Raw genomic sequence first — 14,712 nt, forward strand, 5'->3', positions numbered from 1 at the left:
CCTTAAATAATAAAATCAGACAGAAGTAATCAGGTTGCGAATGTGGCGGCAGGCGGCGGTAAACGAGTCATCATCACGCTGGCGCGGATGAGGCAGCGCCAGGTTCACGATTTCTCGTATCCGCCCCGGACGCGGGGAGAGCACGACGACGCGATCGGCCAGGGCGACGGCCTCTTCAACATCGTGCGTCACCAGTAACGTGGTGGTTCCCGCGCTTTGGTGGATCTGTAAAAGTTCCTGCTGCAGGGTGTGACGCGTCAGGGCATCCAGCGCGCCGAAAGGCTCATCGAGCATCAGGATCTGCGGGCGGGCCACCAGACCGCGGGCAATAGCCACCCGCTGGGCCATGCCGCCGGAAAGCTGCGCGGGCAGCGCGCTGGCGAACTCGCTGAGCTGCACGCGCGCCAGCATCTCCAGTGCCCGCTGGCGCTTCGTCGCCCGGGTGAGCTTTTCATCCGCCAGGCCGAGCATCACGTTGTCGAGCACGTTAAGCCACGGGAACAGGCGCGGCTCCTGAAACACAATGCCGCGCTCTTTGCCCACGCCGGTGACCGGCTCGCCGTTAATACAAATATCCCCCTGGGTGGCAGACTCAAGGCCCACCAGCATCCGTAGCAGCGTCGATTTACCGCAGCCGCTGCTGCCCACCAGCGCGACCAGTTCACCGGCGGCGATATCCAGGTTGAAATTCTGTAGCGCCGTCACCTGTTGCCAGGATTTACGCACGTGGCGAAAAGAGACCAGAGTTGAAGAGGTCATAACTGCTCCTGTTGACGCCAGCGGGTGGCGCGCATTTCCAGTAAACGTCCGGCTTTATCCAGCGCCGCGCCGGTGATACCGACCAGCACCATGCCGCAGAGAATAGTGGGCATATCCAGCAGCTGCTGGGCATTGATCATCAGGCTGCCGATCCCGACGCCGGAGGACATGAAATATTCCGCGCCGATATTGCCAAGCCAGGCGTAAATCAGCGCCAGCCGCAGACCGGCAAAGATCCCCGGCGCGGCACCGGGAAGAATGACCCGGCGCAGGCGCGCGAATTCGCCCAGCCGCAGCACCCTGGCGACTTCATCGAGTTGCGGGTTTCGCTGAAGCACCGCCTGCAGAGTGCTGAAGAACATAGGAAAGAACGACGCCAGCGCGATAAAGACGATTTTGCCGCCGTTATCGTTACCCACCCATGCCGTCAGCAGCGGCAGCCAGGCAAACAGAGCAATATGGCGCAGCACGTTAAGCGTGGGGGTAAAAATTCGTCCGGCGCGTGGGCGCAGCGCCAGCAGCAGTCCGCAGAGCAAACCGCCGGCAATCCCCAGCGCGCCGCCGACAACCGCTCTCCCCAGACTGGCCAGCATCGCGGCGCTCAGCTCTCCGCTCAGGATCCCCTGAACAAAACGTGCCGCCACCGCCAGCGGCGAAGAGAATAATCCGCTATCAATCCAGCCCCACTGGCTGGCCAGCTGCCACAGCGCCAGCAGGACTATCGGCAGCGGTAACGCCCGCCAGCTGGCCTGCGGTTTCCACGCCAGGCGTCCGGCGGCTGGTTGCGGCCAGAACACCAGTCGGGAACAGGCCCGATTCGCCGCCCACTCCATCAGCATGCCGCTCAGGCCAACCACCGCGATGGTGACAAAGACAATATCCAGCTGAAACAGCTGGCGGCCCCAGACCATCAGGTAGCCAATACCTTCGGAAGAAGCCAACAGCTCGACAACGATAAGCGATACCCAGGCCTGCGAAAGCGCCAGACGCAGACCGGTAAACCAGCCCGGCAGGCTTGCCGGGATCACCAGCCAGCGCAGCCGCTGCCAGCAGGAGAAGTTCATCACCCTGCCGGCTTCGCTCAGGGTCTGCGGCACGCTGGCTACCGCCTGCTGAGTGTTGATGGTCATCGGCACCACAGTGGTTTTCACGATAACCGCCAGCTTGAGGCCGTTATCAATCCCGAACAGCACCATCAATAGCGGGATCCAACCGAGCGTCGGAATTTGCGCCAGCGCGTAGAACAGCGGTTCCACCCGCTGCGCGGCCGCTGGCACCAGGCCAAACAGCGCCCCGAGCAGCGTGCCGGCGATGGCGCCCAGCAGCAGGCCAAGCGCCAGATGCTGGAGACTAAATCCCCACTGCGCCAGCAGATCGCCGCTCAGCAGCGACAACGCGGTATCGGCAACCACCGACGGGGCGGGCAAAATTTGCGCGGGCATCCATCCCTCGCGGGCGGCGATGTACCACAGCAACAGCAGTAGCGCTGGCAGCAGCCACGGCCAGCCGTTAAGCCGGAAACCCGGCCTGCCAGGGGCATCGGTTCTTAAGATCATCTGCGACATATCGGTCCACTCATCGGAAAGTGATGCCGCTATGAAAACGTGACTCACGCTGCCCCGCTATTGCGTAAGGCGAATAATCCCGATGCATCGAATGCATTTCAGCCTGGCGGGCACGCGGCGTCTGATTTAGCTTTTTTTCACCCATGCTTGGCGAATAAAAGCATTTAACACACGGCCCGCCGGCTCTTTAGGGTGAGAAAAAACTCAAGGGAGCAATACGTTATGATGAAAGCATTTTTTAGCCGCACCTTGCTGGCATTGGTCGCGGTCATCGGTCTGGCGGCAAACGCCCAGGCCGAGACGCTACGAACCATTCGCATCGGCGTGCCGGATCAGAGCGCCGGCAGTCAACCTTTTATTGAGGGGCCGGTCGGCATGGCGTTTATCCGCCATCAGCTGGAAGAGGTGTTTAAACCGCAGGGTGTGGAAGTGCAGTGGCAGTTTTTCAAGGGGGCAGGCCCGGCGGTGAATGAAGCGTTAGCCAACCGACAGCTTGATTTTGTTTACCTCGGCGATCTGGCGGCGATTATCGGTAAGGCCAATGGTCTGCCGACACGCCTGCTTCTGGGCAGCCGCGGCTCGGAATCCTGGCTCGCGGTAACCAAAGCCTCGGGTATTAAAACGCTGGCCGACCTGAAAGGCAAACGGGTGGCGGTCTATCGCGGTACGGCGGACCAGCTGGCCTTTGACCGGGCGCTGCAAACCGCCGGCCTCAATGAGCGCAGTTTGCAGGTCATCAACCTTGACTGGAACGCGGGTAAAGCGGCGCTGGCGGCCGGTCGCGTCGATGCGGTATGGGGAGGCGTCTCCCTGCTGGCGCTACGCGGCGACAAAATTGATGTGGTGGTTAAAAGCGGCGATTCAGGCCGCCAGAACACCACTCAGGCGGGGTTCCTCGGCACGCAGACGTTTATCGAGACCTGGCCGCAGGCGACTCAGCAGATCGTTAATGTGCTGGTGAAGAATGCCGCTGAAATCAGCGATCCGGCGAATCGAGACGCCTGGTCTGCCGAGATGGCGCAGCAAAGCCAGATCCCCAAGGCGTTATTTCTGGAAGCGCTGCAGCCACAGGATCTGAACTTTACCACCTCACCGCGTATTGACCCGTTCCTGACCGGCAGCTTCAGCAGTAGCGTCGAGCAGGCTAAATCGGGTCGTCTGATCCGCAGCGCTTTTGACGTTAAGCAGTGGGTGGACGGCCAGTTTGTCGAGCAGGCGCTGAAAACGCAGCAACTGGAAAACCGCTGGCCACCGTACGATGCCAAAGGTGAGGCGAAAAACGCCGGTTAATCCCTCTCCTCATGCGCCAGCAGTTGAAGCTGATGCTGACGGTCGGTATGGAGGATAATCTCAATCAGCCTCTCAACCAGCGGCGGCTGAATCGCGTGAACCGGGGAGATAATGGCAAACCGGGTCTGCATTAGCCGCCACTCATCTGGCAGATCGCTAAGTTCCAGTTTCACCAGCCGATGGCTGTGCTGGCACAACGCGAAGCCGTCCTCGCTGGCGAAGCTTATCGCGTGGGTTTGCGCCAGAGTGGAAAGCAGCGCGTAAATATGGTCGCACTGGATCGCGGGCGTAAAGTCCTGTTGCTGGCTGAGGGTCGCCAGTACCTTGCGTACCCCCGGCGGCAAATAGGGGGCGGCAAAAGGGTAGCGCAACATCTCCTGAATCGAGATCGTCCCCTGTTTTGCCAGCGGATGTTCGGCATGGCAGACAAAGAAACAGCGTTGTGGGCTAAGCGGCTGCACGCGTAACTGCGGGTCAAGCTCGGCCTGCCAGCTATCGGCGACCACAAAAGGATAGTGCTGGGAGGTAAGCGCCTGATGCAGAGCAAGCCAGTTATCAATGTGAAAACGCACCCTCGCCTGCGGCAAAAGACGATGAAACTCTCCGATGGCCGCCGGAATCAGCCTCGCGCCGGGAGCCGGGCCGCAGCCAAAAGCGACCTCGCCATTTTGCGCATCGTCCGCCTCACGCAGCTGGCTACTAAGCTCAATATTGAGTTCCTGAAAACGGCGCGCATAAGGCAGCAGCTTTTGCCCATGCAGCGTGAGCGTCGGTAGCTTGCTCTGGCGGTCGAATAAAGGATGACCGACACTCTGCTCCAGCGCCTGAATGCTGCGGCTAAACGCCGATTGCGACAGGCAAACCGCCTCCGCCGCACGATTAAAACTGCCGTACTCCACTAGCGCTACAAAATTGCGTAACTGGCGAAAATCCAGATGCATCGATCCGCTCCCTTCCCTCTACTATTCAACAAAAGTACTGGAAGGCGGCCTGGCGGTAAACCACAGACACCACTCCCGGTGGGTTAGCGCACCGTGACTGGGGTGAAAGTTCGCGTTGCAGAATAGTGATGAATCTGCATGAGCGGCCAGCCACAGAGCCTCACGCTGATCTCACGTTTCAGCCATTAATTCCGTCATCACTTTCGCAAACACTTCGCCCGGCTGAGACAGGGTGCTATGTCCATCCGTCACCGCGACGACAGAAACCGGCAATGCATGACGGAACGGCCGCACCGCCAGACCGCTGGTGTCGACGCCCTGTAGAGAAAAACTGTCAACAATAGTCATACTGTTGTTGCCGTGTCTGACAAGATTAATCGCCATGCTGTAGCGGTTGGTTTCTACCGCCGCCACCTGGCGCTGGCGGAACGCCGGCACCTCTTCGGCAATCATGGCAACCAGCCGCGCGTCGGTCGTGATATACACCAGGTCGCGCGTCGGGATATCCTGCCAATGGATTTCCGTCTGCTGCGCCAGCGGATGCTGCTCGGGCAGCACACACACCATTTCGCCCCGGCAGATGGCCAACGGGTTCTCCTCTGGTTCGTAGCCGGGTTTCACCAGAAAACCGAGATCGTAACGCCCTTCTTCAACCGCCGTCTCAATTTCATTGTTGAGACACATATCCGCCACCACACCATAATCCGGAAAGCTCTGCCGAAAACGCGCCACCGCCAGCGGCAATATATTCAGCGCCAGCGCAGGCGTGGCACAGACCCGCAACTGACCAACGCGATACTGGCGGATGTGATCAACAAAACGCTCAAAACGAAGCCGGTCCTGATGCACGCGCAGCGCCTCTTTATACAGCGCTCTGGCTTCCGCGGTTGGCTGCATCTTCCCTTGATAGCGCTCAAACAGGCTGAACCCCATCTGCTGCTCGATAAGCGCCAGGCTTTTACTCACCGAAGGCTGCGACATGGCCAGCTGCGCCGCTGCTGCTGTCACTGAACCTAGCTGAACGATACTGATAAAGACCTCGAGTTGCTTGGGTGTCATTGCCATTTTCCTGATAACGATATGCTGATTATGCATTTAAAAAATATGCACTCAGGGTTATAGAATCCATAATTATATTCACCAGAGGGCATAAAATGAAATTTTTCACGTCACGCTTCATGTCGATATTGTTGCTTATACCGGGGATGTTCTTAGCCCAGTCTCCTGCTCAGGCCGGGGAAGAAATCAATACGATTCTGCCAGACCATGTGATCCGCGTCGGTGCGGTCAACGCACCGCCGTGGTATCAGAAAGATCTGCTGACCAACCAGTGGACCGGGCTGGTTCCGGATGTTGTGCAGGCGATATTTAAAAACACCGATATCAAGATTGAATACGTTGATACGCAATGGGGCACCGCCGTCGCGGGTTTACAGTCCAACCGCTTCGATATTTTAGGTGGTTTTAATAATACGCCAGAAAGGGCCAAAGCCGTCGACTTTACCCGCCCTATGGGCTCGCACCAGATGGGCGTCCTGACTCTGGAAAAAGAGACGCAGAAATATCAGCGCTGGGACACCATCAACACTTCGCAGACCAGGCTCAGCGCGATTGATGGCTCGGCAGCCGTCACGCTGCTGCAGCCTCAACTGGACAAAGCCCAGTGGATTATCGTTCCCGATAGCGACAACATGCAGCTCCAGATGGAGAGCGGCCGCGCGGATGCCATCGTCACTAACGATATCCAGATGGCGCAATATATTCAAAAGCGTCATCAGGGCACGATGATTATTCCACAGCCGGTCAAAGAACAGGCAACCAATATGGGCCTGCGTAAAGAACGACCGGAATTACAGGCGTGGCTGAATGGACGGCTCGAACAGCTGGATAAAGACGGCACGCTGAAAAAAATATGGCAGAAATATACTCACCCAGCGAAATAACTCTGATGAACCCACAATCATTATTACCGTTACTGAAAATTGAAGCGCTTAGCAAATCATTTTCAGGTAATAAAATTATAGATGATGTTTCCTTCGCGGTTCGTCCCTCGGAGGTGATTGGCATCATTGGCCGCAGCGGCGCGGGTAAATCCACCCTGCTGCGTTGCCTGAACATGCTTGAAGTCCCGGATAGTGGGCATATCTGGCTGGGTGAGGAAGAAATAGGCTTTCACGGCGCGCAGAGAAAACAGGTCACAAAGCGCACATTAGCGCGCCAGCGTGCCTCAATGACAATGGTATTCCAGCACTTTAATCTGTGGCCACACCGCAGTGTATTGCAGAATATTATTGAAGGTCCGGTACAGGTCCTGGGCGTGCCGCGTAAAAAAGCCATCGAAAAAGCCATGGCGCTGCTCACGCGTATGGGCCTGCAAGAAAAAGCCGGAGACTTCCCGGTTCAACTTTCAGGCGGTCAGCAGCAGCGGGTATCTATCGCCCGCGCCCTGGCCATGGCGCCGCAAGTGATCCTGTTTGACGAACCGACTTCCGCACTCGATCCGGAATCTGTCGGGGAGGTGTTGTCCGTTATTTCCGAACTGGCGGCCAGCGGCACCACCATGCTGGTGGTTACCCATGAAATGCGTTTTGCCCTGCAGGTATGTAGTCGGCTGCTGTTGATGGATAATGGCAAACTGGTGGAAGAAGCATCCCCTCAGGAGATCTGGTCACGGCCGCCCGATGCCCCTATCCGACGCTTTATGACGCTGTCCGGCGTAACGGCAGAGGAGCTGCGCTAATGTCTTATCACTGGGATTTCTCAATACTGTGGCAATATCACGCGGTTTTGCTGGAAGGGATATTGACCACCTTTAAAATTGTGCTGGCCTCAGTCACGTTAAGCATTCTTGGCGGAGCGCTGCTGGCCCCGTTGCGCGGCGCGTCCAGGGCGGTCATCCGCTTACCCACCCAGGGGTTGATTGAGATTGTGCGTTCAATCCCCCCTCTGGTGCTGATTGTCTGGGCCTACTACTGTCTGCCCATTTTGTTCGGCCTGACCCTCTCCTCGTATCTGACCTGTGTCCTCGCCATCTCGTTATATGGCAGCGTATTTTTCGCTGAAATATTTCGTTCTGGTATGCAATCGGTCGATCATGGTCTGGTCGAAGCGGGCCTGTCGGTGGGGATGTCACCGCTGAAAGTATTAGTTCGCATTACCGCGCCGGTAGCCTTTTTGCGAATTTTACCGGCGTTTGTCAGCCAGTGCGTGATGTCGGTTAAGAATTCCGTGCTGGCGAGTTATATCGCAACGGGTGAGATCCTCTATCAAGGGCAACGGCTGAGTACCGCCACCTTCCGCCCTCTGGAGACACTGACTTTTGTGGCGCTGTTTTTCGTCGCCACCATTCTTCCGCTGTCACTGCTGGCAAGCTATGCCGAGCGCCGGATCCGCAGCCGCTACTTCAAACGTTGAGTAACCATGACTATTTCCGCAACACGCCAGCTGGTCAATTTTGCCAGTACCTTATCTGCGCCAGCTATCCCGGCTCCCGTTCGGCGCAAAATTCGACTGCATTTACTGGATGCCCTCGCCTGCGGTTGGGCGGCCAGTGGCCACCGGGTCAGCGAACCGATGATACGCGCCTCCCGGCTATTTGGCGGAAACGGTCACTGTAGCGTCTTCGGTGAGTCCGGTTTCAGCCCATTTGCGGCCGCGTTCGCGAACGCCGCCATGATAAACGGCCTGGATCACGATGACGGTGTGGAGATCGACGGCAAAGGGCTCGGCCATCCGGGGGCCACACTGGTTGCCGCCGCGATGGTTGCGCTTGACCTCAATCCTGAGCCGGTAGCTCAGGACGTGCTGATTACCACCCTGGCGGCCGGTTTCGAGGTGAATAACCGGCTCATCCACGCCATCCAGCCTTCGGCAGAACGCTTCAGCCAGGTCTACGGCGTGGCGCAGCATCAATCCATCGGCGCAGCCGTGGTGGCCGGTCGGTTGTTGGGGTTAAACCCTGAGCAATTACATCACGCGGTGGGCCTGGCCGCCGCGTTAACACCGCTCCCCAGCCTGCACCAGTATAACTGGCGACAACGGCCGCTGTTGTCGCTCAAAGATGCCGTGGCGCCCGCCGCGCAAGCCGCCGTGCAGGCGGTGATCATGGCGCAGCAAGGCCTCAGCGGCAGCCTTGATGTACTCGATGGCGAACAGGGTTTCTGGCGGATGATTGGCTCCGACCAGTTCGCGCCAGACAGGTTGACCGATGAGCTCGGCAGTCACTGGTACGCTGGCTACGGTAGCTTTAAGCGATATCCCGCCTGCCGCTGGCTGGCCTGCGCGCTGGAATGCATGGAGGGCATCATGCAGCAGACCGGCTGGTCTGTTGCGGATCTCCGCACCATTGAGGTACAAAGCTTCCCCCGCCTGGTCAATGATATGATGGACTATCGGCCGCAAACGGTGACCGACGCGCAGTTCAGCCTGCCGTGGACGCTGGCAGCGATCGCCGCTGGCCTGCCACCGGGTGCCGACTGGTATACTGAAGACAATATGCAAAACCCAGCCTTGCTGGCGCTGGCGGATAAAGTCACGGCCACTGTCACACCTGAATTTACACAACGGATGAACGGTCCGGCACGCCAGCCTGGCGCGCGCGTTGTGGTCACAAACAGCCGTGGCGAATGTGCAGTGCAGGAACGCTACAAACCCCTGGGCAGCGCCGAACGCCCGCTTAGCGATGGGGAAATTATTGCCAAGGCGCGGCGAAATTTGCCCGGACATAAGATAAAGGTTAACGAACTGCTTACGAGCGTGATGGAGGAGGAAACGGCTCGGTATTACTCCTCTTCGGCAGACCTGATGGGCTTTTCGCTACCGGCGTAGCAAGGGTTGCCTGACATTGTCAGGCAACCACGACCGGTTAGTGCTTCACGATATACATGGTACGACTGTAGGCCACATCTTCCGGGTTGGTGATCGGGTAGCCTTTCAGCCACGGCTTAATCAGCCGGCCGTTAGTGTACTGGTAGATCGGCGCAATCGGCGCTTTGACCATAATGATCTTCTCCGCCGCGTTGTAATCGTCGTTACGCGCTTTGGCCGAATTCTCCACCGCCGCCTGGGCGAGGATTTTGTCGTACGCCGGATCGTTAAAGCGCGAGATATTTCCGCTGTGGGTGGAGGTCAGCAGCGACAGGAAGGTGGACGGCTCGTTGTAGTCCCCTACCCACGAAGCGCGGATCACGTCGAAATTGCCGGTGTTACGGCTGTCGATATAGGTTTTCCACTCCTGGTTTTGCAACTTCACTTCCACACCGAGGTTTTTCTTCCACATCGACGCCACCGCGATGGCAATCTTCTGGTGATTCTCGGAGGTGTTATACAGCAGCGTCAGCTTCAGCGGACGATTCGGGCCATAGCCGGCGGCAGCCAGCAGGGCTTTCGCCTGGGCATTAAGTTCGGCCTGACTCATACTCTCAAACTGCGACGGCTGGGGGGTGAAGCCCGCCGTCACGTCCGGCGTGAAACGCCAGGCCGGTTTTTCCCCGGTTCCCAGTACTTTCTCCGCCATCACCCGGCGATCGATGGTCATGCTCAGCGCCAGTCGCACCCGCTCGTCCGCCGTCGGCCCCTTTTGGGTATTGAAAGCGTAATAGTAGGTACCCAGCTGCGGCGGGGTATATACCTGCCCCGGAATATCCTTCAGTAGCTTCTGATACATATTTTTCGGGAAAGATTCGGTGATATCGATATCGCCAGCGAGATAGCGCTTGGTGGCGGCGGACTCCTGGTTGATCGGCACAAAGGTGACCTGCTGGATCACCGTTTTGGCGTTATCCCAGTAGTGCGTGTTCGGCACCACCACCAGCTTTTCATTGACCACGCGATCTTTCAGAACATAGGCGCCGTTGCCCACCAGGCTGCCGGGCCGCGTCCAGTTCGCGCCGCTGTCGACATTCGCCTTCTGTACCGGGTAGAAGGCAAAGCTGGCGGTCAGGTTGCTGAACCACGGCAGTGGTTTATCCAGCTGCACCCGCAGAGTGTGGGCATCGACGGCGGTAACCCCCAGGGTCTCCGGCGCGGCTTTGCCGTCGATAATGTTCTGCGCGTTGGCGATCCCCGCCAGCGCCGCGAACCAGGCGAACGGCGAAGTGGTTTTCGGATCCACCAGACGCTGCCAGCTATAGACGAAATCCGCGGCGGTAACCGGCGTGCCGTCGGACCAGCGCGCGTCATCGCGCAGGGTAAAGGTCCAGACACGGTTATCGTTGCTCTGCCAGCGGGTCGCCACGCCTGGAACCAGGTTGCCTTTCGCATCCTGATTGACTAAACCTTCAAACAGATCGCGGATCACCTGGATTTCCGGCAGGCCCACCGCTTTGGCGGGATCTAACGAGGCGGGTTCATCTTTGATATGGCGTACTAACAGCTGTTTTTCCGCCAGTACCGTGCCCGGCGGTACGTCCGCCGCCCAGGCTAAAGAAGATACGCTGGCTAACCACAGCGCGCCGCATGTCAAAGCGACAGGATACTTCATAAGATCCCCTTTAAAATGAAAAAAATACCGCCAACAGAGCGATAATTATTTGTTTCATCACCTGAAATTGCAAACGACATATGATAGAAAATTGATGTGTCGTCGGATTTCACGCCTCAGGGAATGGGTTTGATCCCGACACGCTTTTCGCCAACACTGAATAATAACGACACACAGGAAGCCCTATGTCTATTTCACGTCCTCGTCCGCAGCGCGGCGACTTTCCGCCGGGAACCCGGCAGTACGGCAGCTCGGAACTGGGCGCGCCGCTGCTGTGGTTTCCTGCGCCGCAGGCCGACAGCCGTAGCGGCCTGATTATTGCCGGCACCCACGGTGATGAAAATTCGTCGATTGTGACCCTCTCCTGCGCCCTGCGCACCCTGAAACCCGAGCTGCGCCGTCACCACGTGGTGCTAACGGTCAACCCTGACGGCTGTCAGCTCGGGCTGCGTGCCAATGCCCGCGGCGTTGACCTCAACCGTAACTTTCCGGCCGCTAACTGGAAACAAGGGGAAACGGTTTATCGCTGGAACAGCGCGGCAGAGGAACGCGACGTGGTGCTGTTGACCGGCGAGCAGCCAGGTTCGGAGCGGGAGACCCAGGCCCTGTGTCAGTTGATCCACCAGATCCATCCGGCGTGGGTGGTCTCCTTTCACGATCCGCTGGCCTGTATCGAAGACCCGGGCCACAGCCCGCTGGGGCACTGGCTGGCCGACGCCTTCTCCCTGCCGCTGGTGGGCAGCGTGGGCTACGACACGCCGGGCTCCTTTGGCAGCTGGTGCGCGGATATCGGGCTCCCCTGCATCACCGCCGAGTTCCCACCGGTCTCCGCCGACGAGGCAACGGAGCGTTACCTGCCGGCGATGACCGATCTGCTGCGCTGGCAGGCTTAAAGATGAAGCACGCCGGTGCTGAACCGCAGCGCCGGCTCAACGTCCACCGCCAGCCATGTCGGGCCGTCGAGGTCAGCGAAGCGCGCCAGCGGCGCCAGCGGGAGCGCGGCGGCGATCCCGCGCGAGGTGCAGAGCATACAGCCCAGCATCCGCGCATACCCCTGCCGTTCCGCCTCTCCGGCCAGAGCCAGCGCTTCGGTCAGACCGCCCGTTTTATCCAGTTTGATATTGACCATCTCATAGCGCCCGCGCAGCCGCGGCAGGCTCTCCCGGGTATGGCAGCTCTCGTCGGCGCAAATCGGTAACGGATGAACGAAGTTTTCCAGCGCCGCATCGGCGTCAGCCGGGAGCGGCTGCTCGAGCATCGCCACGCCGAGGTCCGCCAGCAGCTGACAGCGCGCCGCCAGCCCCTCGCTGTGCCAGGATTCATTGGCGTCGACAATCAGCGTAGCCTCCGGCGCCGCCTGACGGATAGCGATTAACCGCTCGCTGATCAGCCGGTCGTCAAGCTTCACTTTCAACAGCTGGGCACCTTTCTGCCACAGCGCCGCGGCGCTGGCCGCCATCTGATCCGCCGTACCAATGACCACCGTTTGGGCGGTGATCACCCGGTTGGGCAACGCCACGCCCAGCAACTGGGACAAGGTTTTGCCTTCGCGCCGCGCCTGCAGATCCCACAGCGCGCAGTCAACGGCATTGCGCGCGGCGCCTGCCGGCAGCAGCCGCTGCAGCTGTTCGCGGGTGAGGCCCGCTTCCAGCTGCTCGCCGATCGCCATCACCTGGGCCATGACCGAAGCGATGCTCTCGCCATAGCGGGGATAAGGCGTGCATTCGCCCACCCCTTTCACACCGTCCTCCTCCAGTTCCACCACTACCACTTTTGCCTCGCTGCGGCTGCCGCGGGCGATCACAAAAGGGGTATGTAGCGGCCAGGCTTCCTCATACACTCGCACGTTGCGCATTCCCTTGTCCTCTCTGGTCAATGTTAAATAGGGTTTGCCGTGTAGCTGGCGGATGTCATACACTACTCGTGACGTTAACTATATGTAAACAGGAAGATAACCATGTCACAAACCGTGCATTTCCAGGGCAACCCCGTTTCTGTTCAGGGCACCATTCCGCAGGCAGGCGCTAAAGCGCAGCCGTTTACGCTGGTCGCCAAAGATCTCTCTGACGTCGCGCTGAGCCAGTACGCCGGCAAACGTAAAGTACTGAATATTTTCCCGAGCATTGATACCGGCGTGTGTGCCGCATCAGTGCGTAAATTCAACCAGCTGGCCGCTGAACTGGACAACACTGTGGTGCTGTGCATTTCCGCTGACCTGCCGTTCGCCCAGTCCCGCTTCTGCGGCGCGGAAGGCCTGAGCAACGTGGTGACCCTTTCCACGCTGCGCGGTGCGTCGTTCCTCGCTGACTACGGTGTCGCCATCGCCGCCGGTCCGCTGGCTGGCCTGGCCGCTCGCGCCGTGGTCGTTATCGATGAAAATGATCAGGTCGTCTACAGCCAGCTGGTGAATGAAATCACCGAAGAGCCGGACTACGACGCCGCGCTGGCCGCCCTGAAAGCCTGATAACAGCGTGCCCGGGCGCATCACGCCCGCGGACAATCTATGTACTCAGCCCCCGCTCTGCGGGGGCTTTTTTATTGCCGTGGCGCATAGCGGGAGATAGCCCGCGCCATCGCCGGGCCGGTCAGTAAAATGGTAAACAGCCGCAACGTCTGTAGCGCCATAATGAACGACATATCCGCCCGGGTGCCGGCGGCGATAATCGCCACCGTGTCCAGGCCGCCAGGGCTGGTGGCCAGATAGGCGGTCATAAAGTCCATCTGCAGAATGTGGGTCAGGGCAAGGGCCATCAGGGCGCACATCAGGATCAGCCCAAGAATAGAGGCGATAATCTGCGGCAGCGTCTTCAGCGCCAGCAGAAAAATGGCTTTATTAAACTGCAGCCCCACCGTCCAGCCCAGCACCGCATAGGCCATCGCCAGCAGCCACTCCGGCAGCTCCAGCATCATCCAGCCGCTGCCCTGGACCAGCGCGCCGAGCAGCATCGGCAACAGCATGGCCCCGGAGGGGATGCGCAGCCGCATGCCCAGCCAACAGGCTAGCGCCGTCAGCAGCAGCGTGAAAGGGAAATTCAGGGTCAACGATGGAAACCAGACAATATCCTGAGTCATTTCCTGCGCTTCATTGCCCAACGCATAGCGCACCACCAGCGCCGCCGCGCCGACGACAAACAGCACCCGCAGATACTGCATCAGCGCCACCAGCCGCACATCGGCCCCGTACTCCTGGGCCATCACCACCATTGCCGACGCGCCGCCGGGAGAGCTTCCCCAGGCGCCGGTGGCGCCCGGCAGCGCGCTGTAGCGAACCAGCAACCAGCCGGTGAGGCCGCTAATCGCCAGGGTGGTCAACAGGATCGCCAGCACCAGCGCCCAGTTGTTGAACAGCACGCCAAAAACAGAGGGATTAATCGCCCGGGCGATCATGCAGCCGACGATGGCCTGCGCCGCCAGATAACAGGGACGAGGGATGCTCAGCTTCACCCCGCGCAGGCTCAAAATGAGACCGGCGATCAGCGGCCCCAGCAGTAGCGCTGCCGGCAAATGAAGGCGTAACAGCAGCGAGGAAAAGAGAACAGAGAGCAGCAGCAATGTCAGCCAGTGCCCGATCGCGCGACGCGACGCCAAGATGCACCACCCCGGAAAAAGGATTAAAAAACCAGTATATACAGGTTTGGCCCGCTTTGCAGGCCGAATGCCGGCGACGTGGGTCGCC

15 protein-coding genes are annotated in these 14,712 nt (G+C 59.2%); 7 read left to right on the plus strand and 8 right to left on the minus strand.

Going from position 1 to position 14,712, the window contains the following annotated elements:
* Positions 1-15: 15 nt before the first annotated feature.
* Both AS136_RS20260 and AS136_RS20265 read right to left on the minus strand, forming a co-directional pair.
* Positions 16-759, minus strand: coding sequence for an ABC transporter ATP-binding protein (locus AS136_RS20260; RefSeq protein WP_008805217.1), 744 nt, complete (start codon positions 757-759; stop codon positions 16-18).
* Positions 756-2,324, minus strand: a complete 1,569-nt coding sequence (locus AS136_RS20265; RefSeq protein ID WP_063266940.1) for an ABC transporter permease — start codon at positions 2,322-2,324, stop codon at positions 756-758. The genes AS136_RS20260 and AS136_RS20265 overlap by 4 nt, the downstream gene beginning before the upstream one ends.
* A gap of 222 nt (positions 2,325-2,546) precedes the next feature.
* Here AS136_RS20265 and AS136_RS20270 point away from each other — a divergent pair, with 222 nt between their 5' ends.
* Positions 2,547-3,614 (plus strand): ABC transporter substrate-binding protein, encoded by a 1,068-nt coding sequence (locus AS136_RS20270; RefSeq protein WP_023297462.1) that lies wholly within the window; start codon positions 2,547-2,549, stop codon positions 3,612-3,614.
* Here AS136_RS20270 and AS136_RS20275 read toward each other — a convergent pair.
* Both AS136_RS20275 and AS136_RS20280 read right to left on the minus strand, forming a co-directional pair.
* Positions 3,611-4,555 carry a LysR family transcriptional regulator gene (locus tag AS136_RS20275; protein ID WP_032730156.1) on the minus strand — a complete coding sequence of 315 codons (945 nt, stop codon included), beginning with the start codon at positions 4,553-4,555 and terminating at the stop codon, positions 3,611-3,613. The two genes, AS136_RS20270 and AS136_RS20275, sit on opposite strands and share 4 nt — an antisense overlap.
* Positions 4,556-4,726: 171 nt before the next feature.
* On the minus strand, positions 4,727-5,614 hold the full coding sequence (locus AS136_RS20280; RefSeq protein WP_016160851.1) for a LysR family transcriptional regulator: 888 nt from the start codon (positions 5,612-5,614) through the stop codon (positions 4,727-4,729).
* A 95-nt stretch (positions 5,615-5,709) separates the two neighbouring features.
* On the opposite strand from AS136_RS20280, the gene AS136_RS20285 reads away from it, so the two are divergent.
* From AS136_RS20285 to AS136_RS20300, 4 genes are read left to right on the plus strand one after another with little or no spacing between them, the layout of a single operon-like run.
* A complete protein-coding gene (locus tag AS136_RS20285; RefSeq protein WP_016160850.1) occupies positions 5,710-6,498 on the plus strand; it encodes a substrate-binding periplasmic protein in 789 nt (262 codons plus the stop codon).
* A gap of 5 nt (positions 6,499-6,503) precedes the next feature.
* A complete protein-coding gene (locus AS136_RS20290) occupies positions 6,504-7,295 on the plus strand; it encodes an amino acid ABC transporter ATP-binding protein (protein WP_063266941.1) in 792 nt (263 codons plus the stop codon).
* Positions 7,295-7,969: an amino acid ABC transporter permease gene (locus AS136_RS20295; protein ID WP_012542012.1), complete on the plus strand. Its 675-nt coding sequence runs from the start codon at positions 7,295-7,297 to the stop codon at positions 7,967-7,969. Before AS136_RS20290 ends, AS136_RS20295 begins: the two co-directional genes overlap by 1 nt.
* 6 nt (positions 7,970-7,975) lie before the next feature.
* Entirely contained in the window at positions 7,976-9,382 is a 1,407-nt protein-coding gene (locus AS136_RS20300) for an MmgE/PrpD family protein (RefSeq protein WP_063266942.1), read from the plus strand.
* Positions 9,383-9,419: 37 nt separating this feature from the next.
* Here the strand turns inward: AS136_RS20300 and AS136_RS20305 are convergent, their stop codons facing one another.
* Together AS136_RS20305 and AS136_RS28815 are read right to left on the minus strand one after the other, a co-directional pair.
* Positions 9,420-11,036 carry a peptide ABC transporter substrate-binding protein gene (locus AS136_RS20305; protein ID WP_008805226.1) on the minus strand — a complete coding sequence of 539 codons (1,617 nt, stop codon included), beginning with the start codon at positions 11,034-11,036 and terminating at the stop codon, positions 9,420-9,422.
* Entirely contained in the window at positions 11,033-11,149 is a 117-nt protein-coding gene (locus AS136_RS28815; RefSeq protein ID WP_012542015.1) for a hypothetical protein, read from the minus strand. The genes AS136_RS20305 and AS136_RS28815 overlap by 4 nt, the downstream gene beginning before the upstream one ends.
* A 72-nt stretch (positions 11,150-11,221) precedes the next feature.
* On the opposite strand from AS136_RS28815, the gene mpaA reads away from it, so the two are divergent.
* Positions 11,222-11,929, plus strand: a complete 708-nt coding sequence (gene mpaA, locus AS136_RS20310; RefSeq protein WP_008805227.1) for a murein tripeptide amidase MpaA — start codon at positions 11,222-11,224, stop codon at positions 11,927-11,929.
* Here the strand turns inward: mpaA and ycjG are convergent.
* On the minus strand, positions 11,926-12,891 hold the full coding sequence (gene ycjG, locus AS136_RS20315; RefSeq protein ID WP_016160847.1) for an L-Ala-D/L-Glu epimerase: 966 nt from the start codon (positions 12,889-12,891) through the stop codon (positions 11,926-11,928). The genes mpaA and ycjG overlap by 4 nt on opposite strands.
* A gap of 102 nt (positions 12,892-12,993) precedes the next feature.
* Here ycjG and tpx point away from each other — a divergent pair, with 102 nt between their 5' ends.
* On the plus strand, positions 12,994-13,500 hold the full coding sequence (tpx, locus tag AS136_RS20320) for a thiol peroxidase (RefSeq protein ID WP_008805229.1): 507 nt from the start codon (positions 12,994-12,996) through the stop codon (positions 13,498-13,500).
* 71 nt (positions 13,501-13,571) lie between these two features.
* On the opposite strand, the gene AS136_RS20325 is transcribed toward tpx, so the two are convergent.
* Positions 13,572-14,624, minus strand: a complete 1,053-nt coding sequence (locus AS136_RS20325) for an AbrB family transcriptional regulator (RefSeq protein WP_008805230.1) — start codon at positions 14,622-14,624, stop codon at positions 13,572-13,574.
* Positions 14,625-14,712 lie beyond the last annotated feature (88 nt).

Source organism: Klebsiella sp. D5A (genome assembly GCF_001620885.1).
Taxonomy (GTDB): domain Bacteria; phylum Pseudomonadota; class Gammaproteobacteria; order Enterobacterales; family Enterobacteriaceae; genus Klebsiella; species Klebsiella variicola.